Genomic DNA, 15,682 nt, shown 5'->3' with positions numbered 1-15,682 from the left:
GTCCGTCAGGGGATGCGGGGCATGAGGAGGAGACTCCTGGGGACGACGAATGATCCACACCCCTGTGGCCCGCCGAGCCGAAAAGGTTGCCCGATCCCGCGAGAAATCTTCCGGTGTTCCGAAGGGCGGGAAACGAAGAAGGCCCCGTCTCTCGACGGGGCCTTTCACATGGGGTGATCGACGGGATTCGAACCCGCGACACCCGGGACCACAACCCGGTGCTCTACCTACTGAGCTACGACCACCATGGCCGCCCTTTTACCGGCGGCGCTGGACAATCATAGCCACACGTCCCGGGAGGCCGTCGAGCGGGTTACCTACAGTTCGGCGGCGACGGCCCTGGCCGCCTCCACGTCCGGGCCGGGCTGCGGGACGAAGATCGTGCGACGGTAGTACTCCAGCTCGCGGATGCTCTCCCGGATGTCGGCGAGCGCCCGGTGGGACAGGCCCTTGGCCGGCTGACCGAAATACACCCGCGGGTACCACCGGCGGCACAGCTCCTTGATCGAGGAGACGTCGATCATCCGGTAGTGCAGGTGGGCGTCGAGCGCCGGCATGTCCCGGGCCAGGAAGCCGCGGTCGGTGGCGATCGAGTTGCCGCAGAGCGGGGCGGTCCGGGGGTTCGGCACGTACTCCTTGATATAGGCCAGCACCGCCTCCTCCGCCTCGGCCATGGTGATGGCCGAACGGCGGACCTCGTCGGTGAGCCCCGACTTGGCGTGCATGTCGCGCACCACGGGAGGCATCGCGTCAAGCGACGCCTCGTCGGCGTGGATGACCAGATCGACGCCCTCGCCCAACACGTTCAGCTCCGGATCGGTGACCAGCGCCGCCACCTCGATGAGCTTGTCCTTGCCCAGGTCGAGACCGGTCATCTCACAATCGATCCACACCAGAAGATCCGCCACGCCGACAGCCTACGCCGGGCGCCGAGCCGCCGTTCGCCCCCGGACCCTCATGTACGGGTTGTTTGTCCGGTTTGCTACCCGGACTTCCCACTTGGCTGGTTGCCGGGTAAAGTGAACTTAACGGACGAAGCCCCCCTTCGGTTACTCCGTTCCCCCCGGTAAAGGGCCCTCCGTGTCGGCAGCATGGAGGGCCCTTTCATGCCCAGCGCACCTCGTGGGCATCACCCGGCGCCGCGAACTCGAGAAGGCACGCCGCCCGCGCCTCCACCGCCGCCCGGTCCCCCGGCGCCAGCGGGCGAAACGGCTCGACGGTCAGCGTCCCACCCCGGCGGGACCAGATCGCCGCCACGAAACCGTCGACCAGCACGGTCGGGCGGACGATCGACCACCCCGGCGTCACCAGCGGCCGGTCACCCGGACGGATGATCCGGGCCCGGTCGGCATGACCCAGCACCGCGTTGTCGAACTCCGGCAGGAACACCACCGGCGCCGGCTCGTCCGGGTCGGCGATCGGGGCGTCCGGAAGGTCGTACAGGTCGGTGCCCGCCTCGTCCCGGAAGACCCGCAGCCGCTCTCGCAGTCCCGCCAGCACCCCCGCGAGCCGGGTCAGGCCCGACCACACCTGCAGATCCTTGGCCGACGCCGGGCCGAACGCGGCCAGATAGCGCCACACCAGCGTCTCCATGGCCGCGCCGTCGGCCAGCGGGCGGCCCAGATAGTCGTCCGCCAGCACACAGGTCACCCGGCCCCGGTGTCCCCACGTACCGGACGGCGGCGGATGCAGCAGCGCCAGCCGCAGATGCGCCCCCAGCGTCAACCCGCTCAGATCCACGTCCGGGAACCGGGCCGTCAGCCGCCGGGCGATCTCCGGCCGGGTCAGCGGGCCCGCCGCCAGGATCTCCCGCGCCGCCGCGGTGAACGCCACCGGATCAGCGACCCGGCTCAGCCTCCCGGCCAAACGGTCCAGCATCGGCTGCACCGTCGGGCGCAGCCAGCCGAAATCGTCGCCGGTGCTCAGATGCTGGGTCCCGCGCAGCATGGCCCCGCGCACCACGGTCCGGTCGTGCAGCAGGGCGGTCAGGTCCTCCCGCTGGAAGGCCGACGACCGCGCCCACAGCCCCAGGTAGGGCGAGTCCGGCTCCTGACCCTGCACGGCCACGAGATGCCGCACGATGTCGTCGGCGGTTCTGGGCAGGCGCTCGGCCAGCAACTGGCGGCGCAGGTAGGTCCGGTTCAGCACGCGCGTGGGGAGAACTCGCATGCGTACGACGCTAGGTTCTCATGCGGTCAGGTTCTGTCCGCAATGACGAGGCGGGCCACCCCGTCCGGGGTGGCCCGCCATGGTGTCAGCTCTTCTCGTCGCCGTCCTTGGGGCGATTGCGGGCGGCGGGGCTCCGGCGGCGACGCTGTTCGGAACCTCCGGCCAGGAGTTTGGCGGCTTCCTCGCGATAGCTCAACGGCTGGGCCCCGGCCGCCTTCGGCTGCGGCTTCGCCTCCGGTTTCAGCTCCGGTTTCAGCTCCGGCTCCGGCCTCGGCTCTGGTTTCAGCTCCGGTTTCGGATCTCCGGCGGTCCGGGTTTCGGCCGTCCGGGCCTTCGGGGGTACGGGCTGAGCCGTCCCGTCCGGCTCCTGCGCCCCGGTTCGGGCCGCCACCGACTCGGCCGCCCGGACCCAGGAAGCCGGTGTCCGCCGTGTGGCCGGGGCCTGGCGGGGCGGGGTGGGGTTGCCCCCGGAGAGACGGCTCTGGGCCCTCGCCATCGGGTTGTCGTCGCCGGGCTCGGTGGTCCGGGACCGGCTGGTCTTCGCCTTCGGTGTCTTCACGCCCTCGGTGGGGTTCGCCTTTGCTGCGCCGCCCGCTTTCGCTGTGGTCTTCACCGGTTTCGAGGAGGCGTTCCGCTCGGCCGGCCCGTCGTTCGGAGTCTCCGCCTTGGTCGCGGGTTCGGGAGCCGACTCGGCCACGCTTCCGGAGGCGGGACTTTCGGAGGCGGGCCGCGACGGGGTCGCGAGGCCCTGGGTCGGCACGGGCGCCGGCTTCTTGCTGAGCGTCAGCCCGCCGGCCTCCACCGCGTGCATCGATGCCCGCTTGGACCGCCCCGGCCGGGTGGGCGGCTGCTCCGGCTCGGAACGGCCGGCCTCGCCCTGACCCGGATCCGTCGTCACCGGGGCGGGATCCGAGGCCTCGACCTGGGCGCTGTCCGCCACGGACGGGGTCGGGGCGGCGACGGACTCCACGGTCTCCGGGGCCGCGGCCTCCTCGAGAACCGGGATTCCGGCTTCGAGGGCATGGATCGAGGCGCGCTGTTCGCCGTCGGCCGGGGCCGCTTCCCCGCGATCATCGGTAGGCGAACCGGTCGGCGCCGGACGGCTCGGGAACGGAATGATCGGGCGCTTCCCGGGTTCCTCCTCCTCCGTGGTGGTCGCCTCCGTCGTGCGCTTGGCCTCCGGCTCGGCGGGCACATCCCCGGGCGAGGACGGTTGCGGGCCGGGCTCGGTGACTGTTGTGGCCTCGGGTGCCGGGGCGCGGCGGAGCTCGAGGCGGGTCAGGCCGGTGGCGGTCCAGTCGGTGGCGGCTGGTCCGGTTCGGAGGACCACCCGGGACGGTCCGGCCGCGGTTGTCGGGCCGTCGTCCGGGCGTACCGGATCGAGGTCTGTGACCGTGAGTCTCGCGGTTGTCGGGCTGTCGTCCGGGCGTACCGGATCAGGGTTTGTGACCGTGAGTTTCGCGGTCGGCTTGCCCTGGTCGGGGGTTTGCGGGGCCGCTGATTCCGGGCGCTGAGCGAGGGTCTTCGGCGGCGTGGTGGCGCGATCCGCATCGTCAGAGTGCTTTTCGGTCTGCCCGTCGACGGCATCCGATGCCCGGCCGGTTGGCTCCTCCACGGCTGTGGCCTGAGCCGCCGGCTCCACGGCGGCGGTCAGCGGAGCTGATTCCTCGGCGACGCTCTCGGTCGCGGCCGAGGCGTCCGGCTTCGCCGTCGTGTCGACGGTTGGCGCGTCTTCGGGGTTCGCGGTTGTTTGGCCGCGGCGAGGCGCGATCGGGATCGTCGCGCCCGGCATGTTGGTCTTGCCGGTCTGGGCGGGGGTGAACTTTCCGGCGTTGCGGCGGGCCGCCTCGGCCAGCCGGGCGGCGGCTCGTGCCTCGGTCTGGCGGGCTCGTTCCGGGGCGGTGGCCGCCACCCAGGCGCCCACCGCGGTGGCCTGGAAGCCGGGCGCGTCCGGGCTGGACGGTGAGTTACGGCGATCGCCGCGGCGGGCCGGAACCGTGCCGGGTTGTGATCCGGCGAGGGTGGGTGTGTCGCCGAGCAGGCTCAGCGGCTGACCGGGCGCCGGGGCCCGCCCGCCCGGAGCGGAGGCGCCGCTGCCACCCGGAGACTCCGGGCCGGGAAGAGCATCGACGGAAGCCGCCGCGCCGTCGGGAAGAGGCGAACCGGAAGCCCCGCCGTCGGGAAAGGCCGGGCCGGAGGTGGGTTCGGGACCGTCGAGGGTGGTGGTGAGGAGCGGTGGGAACGGGCCGGCCGGCCGCTTCGGGGGCCAGGCGAACTGCGGCAGCGCGGGCGGGCGGCTGGGGCGGGAGTCGGCGAGCGTACGCGGACGGTGTGCCCCGCCGCGCGCCCCGGCGTGGTAGGCGCGCCCGCCGGGCAGGGGCAGCGGCGCGCCGATGGCGTGCATGAGTTCCGGGACCTGGCTGGGTTCGACGACGTAGACGACCTCGCGGCGGCGGCCCGGCCAGGTCAGGACGATCACGCCGGCCATGACGAGCAGGGTGCCGAGGGTGAGCAGGCCCCAGGTGCCGCTGTTGAGCCAGCCGGGGCGGACCTCGGCGACGGTGGCGAGCCGGGTGACGGGTGCGCCGCCGGGGTTCATGAGGACCAGGCTGTGCGGACGGTCGCCCAGTTCGGCGGGGGTGAAGGCGAGCAGTCCGGCTCCGCTCGCGGTCCAGAAGGTCTGCCGGTCGGGTACGCCGTCGGGGGTTCGGCGGCCGCCGGAGCGGACGGCGGTGACCGGGAGGATGCCGGTGCCGAGGTCGACGCCGTCGACCCGGTTGTACGGGACTCCGGCGAGGTATCGGGCGACCGCGTCGGACGGGGCGATCCCGAGGAAGGCCGGGCCGTCGGCGGTGGCCGCGGAGAGCCGCATCTGGGTGCCGGTCATCCGGGCGAACGGGACGTCGTCGCGCAGCAGCCGGTCGATGTCGGGGACGACGACCGCGTACCCGGGCACGGTGAGCCGTTGGAGTTCGCCGGTGAAGGCGCCTCCCGGATCGCGGTGCTGCATGACGGCCCACAGTCCGCCGCCGGCCAGCAGCGCGGGCAGTCCGATGGTCAGTAACAGCATGCCGAGGATCGTGCGGAACACCCGCATCTGTCTCGCCCCCTTCCCGAGCCGTACTGCGAGGACCATACAGATGCAAATAACCCCAAAGTGGTCGAATTGGACGCGAATCCCCGATAGATACGCAACGAGGCCCGGCCCACCGGGCCGGGCCTCGCGGACGAGCCGGAGTCAGGAGATCTTGGCGGTCATGGTCAGGGTGCTCTGATCGATCTCCGTGGTACGGGCGGTGAACTTGAACTCCCAGTCCCCGGGGTACGGCAGGTTGACGTCCCCGATGGCGTGGAAGTCGGTGATCCGCAGCAGCGGGACCTCGATGTTCTCCAGGTTCTTGGCCGGCAGCGACGCGGTCGCCTTCCACTCGACGACCGGCAGCGGCTTGCTGTCCGGCGTGTACGCGTACAGATGGATCGAGTTGTTGCCGGCCTGGGCCGGGAAGATGGACACCTGGAGGGACATCTTCTCGGACGTCAGCGTCTGGTCCACGGTGGTGCTGACCGGGCCGGACTCGACCGCCTGGGCGGTCCGCGGCGGCGGCTCCTGGACCAGCAGCGACGTGACGCCGAGCACCACCGCGGTGATCGCCAGCTCGGCCAGCACGATGCGGCGCAGCGGGCCGGGCGTCTCGGCGGCGGCCCGCGACTTGACCAGCTTGCGGGAGAAGGCGGCGACCGTGAGCACGGCCGCGGCGAGCCCGACCTTGGCCAGGATCATCCGGCCGTACGTGCTGTTGATCAGCCCGTCCAGGGTCGACACCTCGATGAGCGCCTGCACCACCCCGGCGAAGATCAGCGCACCGACCGCGGCGGCGGCCCAGCGGGACCAGATCGGCAGGATGGCGCCCAGCTCACGGGCGTCGGCCCGGGGCAGCAGGAAGGCGAAGAGCATCACGAGGCCGCCCAGCCAGACCGCCATGGCCCCTAGGTGCAGCGCGTCGATCACCACCGACACCCCGGGCACCGGTGAGGCGGTCGGGTGCCCGGTCAGCGGCCAGGTGGCCAGCGCCGTCACCCCGAGGACGCCGAGCAGCGCCAGGTCGAGCCGTGACTCGCCGCCGGCCGGGCCGGTCAGCAGTGGCCGCAGCAGGAACGCGGCGGCCACGATCACGCCGAGCCGGACCAGCATGACCGCACCGAACGTGCTGGCCAGCACGTCACGCAGGTCGTCGACGGTCACCTCGAACAGGCCGGTGCCCAGCGTGTACGGCGCCTGGAGCCACAGTCCGAGCAGGGTGCTGCCGGCGACCAGCCCGATGCCGGTCCAGATGACCCGGCCCGGTCCGCGCCGGTCCAGCCGGTGCGGCCACAGCAGGGCGAGCACGAGGACCGGGCCCACCAGGAGCACGAGTCCGGCGTACCCCAGATATTTGCCGATCGGAATGAGCGCGCCGACCACCGGATCGACCTCGACGTCGGTTTCCTGAGTAGGCGCCGGCGGGGTCGAGGCCGCGCCCACCGAGTAGGTGATCGTGCCGGCGACCGGGTGGCTGTCCGCCGAGGTGACCCGGTAGCTGACCAGGTACGTGCCGCGGCCGCCGCCGGAGCGCAGCGGGACCGTCACCTGGGAGCCGCTGACCGTCGGCTCGCCCTGGTCGGCGCGGGAGCCGTCCGGCGCCAGCACCTGGATCTTGTCGCTGATGAGCTGCACCGACTCGCTGAACGTGAGCGTCACCCGGTTCGGCGCGTCCGGGACCACCGAGCCGTTGGCCGGATCGCTGCCGACCAGAGCGGCATGCGCACTCGCCGGCGCCGCGGCCAGCAGCGGCCCGAACAATCCGAGAAGTAGCCCGGCCAGCACGGCGAGTACCCGACGTCGCTCAATGGTCTTGACTGGCATGCCTGCATGGTTCCAGATCCGCACCGGGAACGGCGGAGCGCGTACCATGACGCCTCGTGACGGCTGGTGACGCGGAGACGGACGAGACCACCGCGCTGGCCCTGGCCGCCCGTGACGGCGACCCGGCGGCGCAGGCGGCGTTCGTGCACGCCACCCAGACCGAGGTCTGGCGCTTCACCGCCGCCCTGGTCGATCCGGGCACGGCCGACGACCTGACCCAGGAGACGTTCCTGCGGGCCTTCCGCGCGCTGGACACCTTCGCCGGCCGGTCCAGTGTCCGCACCTGGCTGCTCGGCATCGCCCGGCGCACCTGCGCCGACCACCTGCGGTCGGTGGTCCGCCGGCGCCGCCTCGACGCCCGGCTCGCCGCGCAGGCGGTCACCGATCTGCCGGCGCCCGACCCGGCGCACCGGCTCAGCAGCGCCGACCTGCTCAGCCGCCTCAGCGAGGAGCGCCGGACCGCCTTCCTGCTGACCCAGGTGCTCGGCCTGTCGTACGCGGAGGCGGCCGAGGTCGAGTCGGTCCCGGTCGGCACCATCCGCTCCCGGGTGGCCCGCGCGCGCGACGAGCTGATCACCGCGGTGGCGCGGGCACGGGCGAGCTAGCTTCCTGTGAACATGCTGCGGATCGTGATCTCGGGGAACCGAAGCGCCGCGAAGTCCGACTAACCGGATGTGACCATGGAAACCACACGGCAGATCCGGATGGCCGCAGCCTGGCCGTGGATCTCCACGGGAGCCCGGCTCGGCCTGGCCGCCGTCTGGCTCGTCGCCGGCTCACTCAAGATCGGCGACCTCGCCGCCTCGGCGCGCGCGGTCTACGCCTACCAGCTCATGTCGTACGACACCGCCAAGATCGTCGGCGCGGTGCAGCCGTTCCTGGAGATCGCCCTCGGGCTGCTCCTGCTGATCGGCCTCGCCACCCGGTTCACCGCGGCGATCTCCGCCGCACTGATCACGATCTTCATCGCCGGCATCGTCTGGGCCTGGGCCAAGGGCCTGCGCATCGACTGCGGCTGCTTCAGCACCGGCGGCGAGCTGGGCGCCGGCGAGACCCCCGGGTACGGCATCGACATCCTGCGTGACCTGGCGTTCCTGGCACTCTGCGGGATCCTGGTGTGGCGTCCCCGCACCCGGTTCTCACTCGACGGCGTACTCATGGGGGAACGATGAGCAAGGGCAGCAGGGACCGGGCGATCAAGGCGCGGCAGATCGTCGCCAGTCAGAAGGCCGCCGAGCGGCGCCGCACCGTGACGCTGTGGACCTCGGTCGCCGTGGTCCTGGTCCTCTTCGTGGCCGGCCTGATCGGTTACACCGTGCTGTCCGGGCAGGACGAGGGCAAGGTCACCACGCCTGCCTCGGCCGTCGACGAGGGCACCGCCTTCGCCACCGGCGCCGGGCCGGTGACCGTCGACGTCTACGAAGACTTCATGTGCCCGTCCTGCGGCAACTTCGAGGCGGCCACCGGGCCCACGCTGAAGCAGCTGGCCACCGACGGCAAGATCACCCTCCGGTTCCACCCGGTCGCCATCCTGGACCGCTTCTCCAACGGCACCGAGTACTCGACCCGCTCCGCCGCCGCGTCCGCCGCCGCCGCGGAGGAGGGCAAATTCATCGAGTTCCACGACGTGCTCTACGCCAACCAGCCGGAGGAGAACACCGACGGCCTCAGCGACGCCGAGATGATCGAGCTGGCCGCCACGGTCGGCCTCACCAGCGACACCTTCAAGAACGCGGTGAACGAGGGAACGTACAAGGCGTGGGCCACCCAGGTCACCGAGACGTTCTCCGAGCGCGGCCACACCGGCACCCCGACGATCGTCGTCGACGGCAAGACCCTCACCGGGGAGAACAACACCGTGCCCAGCGCCGAACTGATCACCCAGACCGTCGAGAAGGCCGCCGGATGAGACGGATCCTCGGTTACGTCCTGGCAGTGGCCGTCGCGGTCCTCGCGCCGGCCACTCCGGCGTTCGCCCACGCCGGCGACACCACCGAGGTCAGCTCCTACCGGGTCACCGTCACCGGGCTCAGCAATCCGATGGACGGGCTCCGGGTCCGGGTCGTCGAGGGCGGCGCCCGTCTCGAACTCAGCAACGACACCGGCCGGGCCATCGAGATCCTCGGCTACTCCGGCGAGCCCTACCTGGAGGTCCGGCCGGACGGCACCTATCAGAACACCGGCTCGCCGGCCACGTACCTCAACGAGACCCGTGCCGGCGGCACCGCTCTCCCACCCGCCGCCGACCCCACCGCGGCGCCCACCTGGCGCAAGATCTCCAGCGACACCACGGTCCGCTGGCACGACCAGCGCACTCAGTGGACCGAACCGGCACTGCCCGCCGGGGTCCGGCCCGATCAGCCGCACCGGCTCCGCGAGTGGGTGGTCCCGCTGCGCGACCAGGTGCGGACCTTCGACATCCAGGGCACCCTCGACTACGAGCCACCCCCGGCCGCCTGGGCCTGGTGGGCCGGCGCGGCCCTCATCGGCTTCGCCGTCACCCTCATCGCCCGGCGGTGGTCCGGCTCGGTGCGCGTCCTCGCCCTCGTCGCGGGGCTCCCCACCCTGGGGTACGCGGTAGCGCGCGCTCTGGACGGCGGGGGCTGGTCCGGCGTACCGATCGTCGCGGGTCTGCTGGCCTGCGCGGCCGCCTACCGTCACCCGCCGTTCTACCTGGCGCTCTCCGGCTTCATCCTGGCCGCCTTCGCCGGTTTCGGCAGCGCCGACGTCTTTTTCGCCGCGGTCGTCCCCGCCGCCGGACCGGGCTGGCTCCCCCGGGCCGCCGTGGCGATCGCCATCGGGGCGGGCGCCGGGCTGGCGCTCACCGGTGTGCTCCGGCTCCGCGCCACCGTCCCCGCTTGATCAGACTCCGGCGATGTCGTCCACCTTCACATTCACGGCCAGCACGTTCAGGCCGTAACCCTGGAGCGCGGCGGTCACCGCCTGCTGGACGGCGGTGGTCACCTCGGCCACCACCCGGCCGGCCTCCAGGACCAGCACCACGGTCACCGTCACGTCGCTGCCGCTGACCTTCGCCGAGACACCGCGGCTCGCGTCGCCGACCTGGTCCAGACCCACCCGGTCCAGCACGTTGTTGAAGAACCGGGCCACGTCGCCACCCAGGTCCGCGACACCCGGCACGGCCTTGACCGCCGCGACCGTGATCTTCTCGACGACCTCGCTGGAGACGGTGGTGGTGCCCGCCTGCGTGGTGCCGTCCGTAACCTCGCTCATCTGCGCTGATCTCCACTCTCGACGTCGATGCCGGGAGCGTACCCTCCCGGGTGACACAAGGCTGATACTCGATGCGCAGAACACGCTGCCGACCGCCGTTGTTTCCGTTCTCACGATATGCGCGAAGCACCGGAAAACGGTGACCGGAATGACTCCGGAAACGGATTCCCGGGGCCGTTCGGGTTGGCATGCCCATCGATTGTCACAGACCGTTTTCAATTGCTAACTTACGGTTATGTCCCACTACGGCGACGAACTCACTCTCCGGCTCTCCGGCATCGCCGACACGAGCGCCCTCGACGACGACGCGGCCCTCACCCGGTTCATGCGCGACCTGGTCGATCGCATCGGCATGACGGTCATCGCCGGCCCCCTGGTCGCCACCGAGACCGGCCCGCCCGAAAAGGCCGGAAAATCCGCGGTGGTGATCCTCGCCGAATCACACGCCGCCATCCACACCTACCCCCAACTGCGCGAGATCCTCATCAACGTCTTCTCCTGCAAGCCGTTTCACGAAAACGACGTGCTCGACGAATTCCACCGCCTCGTCGGCGACTTCCGGATCACCGAACACTCCCTCACTCGCCGCGGTGAGGAATGGCCCCGCGATCTCACCGCCGCACGCCGTCTGTGGAGCGGTCAACGGGTGCCCGGCTGATCCGCACTATCGTCGGGTCCATGACTGAAAACGTGCGTCTCAGCGCCGGCGACGCCGCGCCCGACTTCACCCTTCCCACCGACACCGGCGACAGCCTCTCCCTCAAGGACCTGCGCGGGCGCAGGGTCGTGCTGTACGCCTACCCGGCCGCGATGACGCCCGGCTGCACCAAGCAGGCGTGCGACTTCCGCGACTCCCTGGCCTCACTCCAGGCCGCCGGGTACGAGGTCGTCGGCATCTCCCCCGACAAGCCGGCCAAGCTCGCCAAGTTCCGCGAGCACGACGCCATCACGTTCCCGCTGGTCGCCGACGAGGACAAGAGCACCCTCACGGCCTACGGGGCGTACGGCGAAAAGCAGCTCTACGGCAAGACGGTCACCGGCGTCATCCGCTCCACCTTCGTCATCGACGAGAACGGTGTCATCGAGCGCGCCCTCTACAACGTCAAGGCCACCGGCCACGTCGCCAAGCTCCGCCGCGACCTGGGCCTCGACTGATCCCGGCACCGAAATAGCCGGGCGAAAACCTACAGGTCCGGGCCGCCTCCGCCGATGAGCAGTTCAATCGCCGGCACGGCGGTCCGGGACTCACGGCGGTCGTCATGCGGTACCAACCCGCAAGGCGGCCGCCGTGCGGGCGTTCAGGTCCGCGTGTCGCTTCCGGCTTCTTCCGGTACGCGCGACCTCGTGCCGCCTCGTTCGGACCGTCCCGTCCGGACAGCGCGATGTCGCTGCCCACTCGCGGCCCGCGCCGCGCCCACCGGGCTGAAATCGGTGGCCGGGCAGGCCCGGCCGCCGGTCACGGTCATGATCGGCTTCCGCCCCTCTGCGCCGGTCGCGTGGTGGCGGCTCCGCAGCCAGACCCCGGTTTCGCCCCCGTGACGCCCGTTTCGGCGAGGCGTCACTCACGGGTCCACCAGAATGGGTGGGCGCACACGCCGGGCTGCGACGTGGGTAAGCACACACGCCCAGGCCGCCAAAGCCGAGGCCCCCGCACACAAAAGGTGCTGCGTGTGCAACCACCACGGCCATACACCGCACAAGCGCACACGACACCCCAACCGTGGGCGCCCACCCCACCCCAGCAAAGCCACCGCACACAAAACACGTCTCGCGTGCGACCACCAACGCCATACACCACACGAGCGCACACGACACTGCAACCGTGGGCGCCCTGAGACGGAGCGATGAGCACGGCCGCCTGCCACGGCCGACGGCGTCTGCGGGAAGAAGCCGCCGGCCCGTGACCTCAGCCGGGCTGGCACGGAGCGGGTCGACGGAGAGTCTTACCGCACCGGCAGGTGTGACGGTCCGTCGCCGGGGCGGCGTGATACGCACCGAGCCACCCGAGACGGCTTCAGATCGGCGGTTAGCGAGGCGCCATGGGCGCGGGCGACCGATTACACTCTTCACAACGCATTGCCCGGAGGGGCAAATAGGGCGGAAGTGGCGAAATAGGCAGACGCGCCGGGTTTAGGTCCCGGTGCCCGAAAGGGTGTAGGGGTTCAAGTCCCCTCTTCCGCACCGCATGAGGAACGGCCCGGTCCAGTGGACCGGGCCGTTTCCGTGGGGGACGTCTTTCCGTGGGGGACGTCTTTCCGTGGGGGACGTCAGCAACTGCTCGGTGCGGCGGCCAGGTCGACGAGAGGCTGGGTGGGTTCGGGCTCGGCGACCGCCGACTCGAGCAGCGGGCCGGCCGCGACGGAGGCCGGCACCGACGGGGGCGGGGTGGCGGCGGCCGGCTTCTTCGCGGCGGGGGACGTGGTGGCCTTCGCCGTGGGAGTGGGGGCGGTGGTCTTCGAGGTCACCGTGGTGGAACCGCCGGTGATGCGGACGCCGGTCCTCTGGACGGTGCCGGGGCTCATCCTGATGCCGGTGAGGGTGGCGGTGTTGCCGTACACATCGGTGATTTTGATCTTGTAGGGGCCGGGGCCCGCGCCCGCGTCGATGAGCCAGTAGTTGTAGTCGGTGCGGTGGGCGGTCTTGAAGCCGCCGCCGCTCGCGACCTTGACCGAGGAGAGCAGGTTGGCGTGGTTGTCGATGCGGGCCGCGAACCAGTACTGCGACGCGCCCTCCTTGATGCGCACGCTGATCGGCGCCGGGGTGGACGGGTTGGTGACCAGCTTGTACTTGATCGGGATGATGCCGTCGATCTCGTCGCCGATCTTCTTGAACGCGGTACGGCTCAGGTCGAGGTGCCCGGCCGGGCATTCGGGGCAGGAGTCGAAGACCTTGACGCGGACCTTGCCCTTGGGGCCGGTGACGTCGAGGTAGGCGCCGCAGGAGGCGCCCTCGGAGTACTGGCTGGGGCCGAGCGCGACGTAGAGGTCGTCGGCCGGGACTTCGAAGGAGCAGTTTCCGCTGGTGCCCGCGAGGTCGTAGAAGGTGGCCTTGCCGGTCTTGGTCGTGGTGCTCGGTGGCGCGGCGCACGCGGATCCGCCGTTGGTCAGCATCATGGCGACGCCGATGATGCCGGCGAGGACGGCGGCGCCGCCGGCGGCGAGCCATCGGGCGGTGAACTTCGGTCGATGAGCACTCACGACCAGGCATCCTGGTCGCCCCGGACGGGTGGGGGCAATTCTTCTAAGACTCTCCTAAGACGCGGTCGCCCGGTGGGGTGACCGGGTCGCCGACGTGGATGACGCCGGGCAGGTCGGGGATGAGGTTGACGGCGAAGAGGAGTTGGGTGCCGAAGCGCCGGTGGCGGCCGAGGATGTGCAGCGGCTGCCGGCCGGTTTCGCCGGTTTCCTGGTCGATGGTGGTGACGAGGCAGCGGGCGCATCCTCCGGCGACGCGGAAGGTGAGGTCGCCGATGCGCAGGCGGCGGCCGTGCCAGTCGTCCTCGGCCCAGGCGGGGGCGCCGGTGACGACGATGTTGGGCCGGAAGCGGTGGATGGGGACGGGTTCGTCGCCGCCCTCCACGAGCCGGTCGTTGAGGGCGTCGAGGGAGGCGGTGTTGGCGAGCAGGACGGGGTAGCCGTCGGCGAGGTTGACGCTGTCGCCGAAAAGGACGGAATCGGTCAGGGCGCGGGTGGTGGGGTCGGCCTGCCAGACCAGGCGGGCGTCGCGGCCGAGCAGGGTGGAGACCCAGGTGGTGTCGGCGACGCGGGCCGGAATGGGCGTCTTGTTGCGGAAGATGCGGACCTTGGCGGTGGCGTCGGCACCGGGTTCGGAGATGTCGATATCGGACAGTCCGGGTGCACTGAGGTGGAGGCCGCCGGGCCGCGGCCGGGCGGTCAGCCGGGTCAGCAGCGGCGCGTCCCGCTGGGTGATGCCGACGCCTTCGGCATCCACGATCATCCATCGGCGGTCGCCGGCGAGGCCCCATGGTTCAACTTGCGCTTCGTCGTGGTTCAGCCGGTGGCAACCCTTGACGGGGTACGTGTGGAGCGAGGCGATCCGCATGCCGCCCAGCCTGCCACAGCGGCCGGTGGGAACGGGGTTTCCCAACCTCCCTAGATCGACTAGGCTCGCGCCTTCAACTGATCGATTTCAGCCCGGTCGGGCTGGGCATCTTTTTACGGGAGATTTTCATGACTCAGACGACTGCGGCTCCGGCTCAGAAGCAGGTCGGCATCGCGTACGTGCTCTGGTTCTTCTTCGGCGCGATCGGCGTGCACAAGTTCTACCTGGGCAAGACCGGCCTGGGCATCGCCTACATCTTCACCCTGGGCCTCCTGGGCTTCGGCCTGCTGTACGACCTGTTCACCCTGCCGGGCCAGGTGCGGAAGGCGAACGGCGTCGCCTGACGCAGATCAGCCTGGACGGGCCGGATCCCCTCGGGGGTCCGGCCCGTCTCGTTTTGCGGCTCCAGGGTGTTGCATCGGGTGAGGACCCTGGCTTTCTGAAAGATTTTATGCATAAGCTGCTTTCGTGAATGACGGAGCGGTCAGATCGGCTGGGTTGCTGAGTCTGTTCCAGGGCGCGCGCCTGACGCCCACCCAGCGGCGGATCGCACACTGCCTGGTGGAGCATGCGGCGAAGGCGGCGTATCTGTCCGCCGCCGAGGTGGCCGATCTGGCCGGGGTGAGCCAGCCGTCGGTGACCCGGTTCGCGATGGCTCTGGGCTATTCGGGTTATCCGGCGCTGCGGCGGGAGCTGCGTGAGCTGACCGTGGACGAGCCCGGCCTGCCGGCCGAGCAGAACCCGATGCAGCGCGCGGTGCATGCGGAGACCGAGCATCTGCGGCGGCTCGGCGAGCAGTTGCACGACCTCGACGAGGTCCGCCGTGCGGCCGCCCTGCTGATCGGCAGCCGCCCGCTTCCGGTGCTGGGCCTGCGGGCCGCGGCGCCACTGGCGGCGTATTTCGGGTACTTCGCGGCGAAGGTGTTCCCCGGCGTGCGGGTGCTGGACGAGGGCGGGACGAGCCTGCTGGACCGGCTGGATCAGGCCCGCGCGGACGGCGCCGGTGCCATGCTGGCCATGGTGCTTCCCCGCTATCCGCGCGAGTCGGTGGAGGCCGTCCGCGAGGCGAGGGCGGCCGGTCTCGCGGTGGTCGCGATCACCGATTCGGCGATCAGCCCGGTGGCCGAGCACGCCGACGTCGTACTGCCCGCCGCGGTGGGCACGCAACTCGTCTTCGACCTGCACACCGGCCCGATGGCGATGGCCATGGTGCTGTTGCAGGCGATGTGTGACGCGGCCCCCGAGCCGGTGCAGCGCCGTCTCGAGGAGTTCGAGGCGACAGCCGCTCGCCGGCACGTTTTCCTGGCCTGAGGG

At 71.0% G+C, this 15,682-nt stretch carries 15 protein-coding genes and 2 tRNA genes; 9 read left to right on the top strand and 8 right to left on the bottom strand.

Annotated features, from left to right (window positions below; all coding sequences use genetic code 11):
• Positions 1-169: 169 nt before the first annotated feature.
• The 5 genes from IEZ13_RS31010 to IEZ13_RS30990 form a co-directional block, all read right to left on the bottom strand.
• Positions 170-245, bottom strand: a tRNA-His gene (locus IEZ13_RS31010).
• A 72-nt stretch (positions 246-317) separates the two neighbouring features.
• A complete protein-coding gene (gene orn / locus IEZ13_RS31005; protein WP_183224869.1) occupies positions 318-908 on the bottom strand; it encodes an oligoribonuclease in 591 nt (196 codons plus the stop codon).
• 196 nt (positions 909-1,104) lie between these two features.
• Positions 1,105-2,169 (bottom strand): winged helix DNA-binding domain-containing protein, encoded by a 1,065-nt coding sequence (locus IEZ13_RS31000; RefSeq protein ID WP_183224870.1) that lies wholly within the window; start codon positions 2,167-2,169, stop codon positions 1,105-1,107.
• A gap of 85 nt (positions 2,170-2,254) precedes the next feature.
• A complete protein-coding gene (locus IEZ13_RS30995) occupies positions 2,255-5,239 on the bottom strand; it encodes a hypothetical protein (protein WP_183224871.1) in 2,985 nt (994 codons plus the stop codon).
• Between the two features lie 168 nt (positions 5,240-5,407).
• Positions 5,408-7,072 carry a copper resistance CopC/CopD family protein gene (locus IEZ13_RS30990; protein WP_183224872.1) on the bottom strand — a complete coding sequence of 555 codons (1,665 nt, stop codon included), beginning with the start codon at positions 7,070-7,072 and terminating at the stop codon, positions 5,408-5,410.
• Between the two features lie 56 nt (positions 7,073-7,128).
• Between IEZ13_RS30990 and IEZ13_RS30985 the strand changes: the two genes are divergently transcribed.
• From IEZ13_RS30985 to IEZ13_RS30970, 4 genes are all read left to right on the top strand, one after another.
• Positions 7,129-7,677 carry a sigma-70 family RNA polymerase sigma factor gene (locus IEZ13_RS30985; protein WP_183224873.1) on the top strand — a complete coding sequence of 183 codons (549 nt, stop codon included), beginning with the start codon at positions 7,129-7,131 and terminating at the stop codon, positions 7,675-7,677.
• 75 nt (positions 7,678-7,752) lie between these two features.
• Entirely contained in the window at positions 7,753-8,244 is a 492-nt protein-coding gene (locus IEZ13_RS30980) for a MauE/DoxX family redox-associated membrane protein (RefSeq protein ID WP_183224874.1), read from the top strand.
• On the top strand, positions 8,241-8,981 hold the full coding sequence (locus tag IEZ13_RS30975; protein ID WP_183224875.1) for a DsbA family protein: 741 nt from the start codon (positions 8,241-8,243) through the stop codon (positions 8,979-8,981). Before IEZ13_RS30980 ends, IEZ13_RS30975 begins: the two co-directional genes overlap by 4 nt.
• Positions 8,978-9,934, top strand: coding sequence for a hypothetical protein (locus IEZ13_RS30970; protein ID WP_183224876.1), 957 nt, complete (start codon positions 8,978-8,980; stop codon positions 9,932-9,934). Before IEZ13_RS30975 ends, IEZ13_RS30970 begins: the two co-directional genes overlap by 4 nt.
• Here IEZ13_RS30970 and IEZ13_RS30965 read toward each other — a convergent pair whose 3' ends face one another.
• The gene (locus IEZ13_RS30965) at positions 9,935-10,306 is read right to left on the bottom strand and encodes an Asp23/Gls24 family envelope stress response protein (RefSeq protein ID WP_183224877.1); all 372 of its coding nucleotides are present in this window, start codon (positions 10,304-10,306) and stop codon (positions 9,935-9,937) included.
• A 235-nt stretch (positions 10,307-10,541) separates the two neighbouring features.
• Between IEZ13_RS30965 and speD the strand changes: the two genes are divergently transcribed.
• From speD to IEZ13_RS30950, 3 genes are all read left to right on the top strand, one after another.
• Positions 10,542-10,964, top strand: a complete 423-nt coding sequence (gene speD / locus IEZ13_RS30960) for an S-adenosylmethionine decarboxylase (RefSeq protein WP_183224878.1) — start codon at positions 10,542-10,544, stop codon at positions 10,962-10,964.
• 20 nt (positions 10,965-10,984) lie between these two features.
• Positions 10,985-11,461: a thioredoxin-dependent thiol peroxidase gene (gene bcp, locus IEZ13_RS30955; RefSeq protein WP_183224879.1), complete on the top strand. Its 477-nt coding sequence runs from the start codon at positions 10,985-10,987 to the stop codon at positions 11,459-11,461.
• A gap of 942 nt (positions 11,462-12,403) precedes the next feature.
• Positions 12,404-12,487, top strand: a tRNA-Leu gene (locus IEZ13_RS30950).
• Positions 12,488-12,573: 86 nt separating this feature from the next.
• Here the strand turns inward: IEZ13_RS30950 and IEZ13_RS47620 are convergent.
• On the bottom strand, positions 12,574-13,503 hold the full coding sequence (locus tag IEZ13_RS47620; RefSeq protein WP_268240163.1) for an expansin EXLX1 family cellulose-binding protein: 930 nt from the start codon (positions 13,501-13,503) through the stop codon (positions 12,574-12,576).
• Between the two features lie 43 nt (positions 13,504-13,546).
• On the bottom strand, positions 13,547-14,368 hold the full coding sequence (locus tag IEZ13_RS30940; RefSeq protein WP_183224880.1) for an MOSC domain-containing protein: 822 nt from the start codon (positions 14,366-14,368) through the stop codon (positions 13,547-13,549).
• Positions 14,369-14,496: 128 nt separating this feature from the next.
• Here IEZ13_RS30940 and IEZ13_RS30935 point away from each other — a divergent pair, with 128 nt between their 5' ends.
• A complete protein-coding gene (locus IEZ13_RS30935) occupies positions 14,497-14,712 on the top strand; it encodes a TM2 domain-containing protein (protein WP_183224881.1) in 216 nt (71 codons plus the stop codon).
• Positions 14,713-14,836: 124 nt separating this feature from the next.
• Positions 14,837-15,679: a MurR/RpiR family transcriptional regulator gene (locus IEZ13_RS30930; protein WP_183224882.1), complete on the top strand. Its 843-nt coding sequence runs from the start codon at positions 14,837-14,839 to the stop codon at positions 15,677-15,679.
• Positions 15,680-15,682: the final 3 nt, after the last annotated feature.

This window comes from Actinoplanes campanulatus (genome assembly GCF_014647795.1).
Lineage (GTDB): Bacteria > Actinomycetota > Actinomycetes > Mycobacteriales > Micromonosporaceae > Actinoplanes > Actinoplanes campanulatus.
This window is presented reverse-complemented; position numbering and strand designations above follow the sequence as displayed.

Coding starts and splice junctions, on each gene's coding strand:
- IEZ13_RS31000 (WP_183224870.1), bottom strand. CDS start 2,169: ATGCGAGTTCTCCCCACGCGCGTGCTGAACCGGACCTACCTGCGCCGC.
- IEZ13_RS30995 (WP_183224871.1), bottom strand. CDS start 5,239: ATGCTGTTACTGACCATCGGACTGCCCGCGCTGCTGGCCGGCGGCGGA.
- IEZ13_RS30990 (WP_183224872.1), bottom strand. CDS start 7,072: ATGCCAGTCAAGACCATTGAGCGACGTCGGGTACTCGCCGTGCTGGCC.
- IEZ13_RS30980 (WP_183224874.1), top strand. CDS start 7,753: ATGGAAACCACACGGCAGATCCGGATGGCCGCAGCCTGGCCGTGGATC.
- IEZ13_RS30975 (WP_183224875.1), top strand. CDS start 8,241: ATGAGCAAGGGCAGCAGGGACCGGGCGATCAAGGCGCGGCAGATCGTC.
- IEZ13_RS30970 (WP_183224876.1), top strand. CDS start 8,978: ATGAGACGGATCCTCGGTTACGTCCTGGCAGTGGCCGTCGCGGTCCTC.
- IEZ13_RS30965 (WP_183224877.1), bottom strand. CDS start 10,306: ATGAGCGAGGTTACGGACGGCACCACGCAGGCGGGCACCACCACCGTC.
- speD (WP_183224878.1), top strand. CDS start 10,542: ATGTCCCACTACGGCGACGAACTCACTCTCCGGCTCTCCGGCATCGCC.
- bcp (WP_183224879.1), top strand. CDS start 10,985: ATGACTGAAAACGTGCGTCTCAGCGCCGGCGACGCCGCGCCCGACTTC.
- IEZ13_RS30940 (WP_183224880.1), bottom strand. CDS start 14,368: ATGCGGATCGCCTCGCTCCACACGTACCCCGTCAAGGGTTGCCACCGG.
- IEZ13_RS30935 (WP_183224881.1), top strand. CDS start 14,497: ATGACTCAGACGACTGCGGCTCCGGCTCAGAAGCAGGTCGGCATCGCG.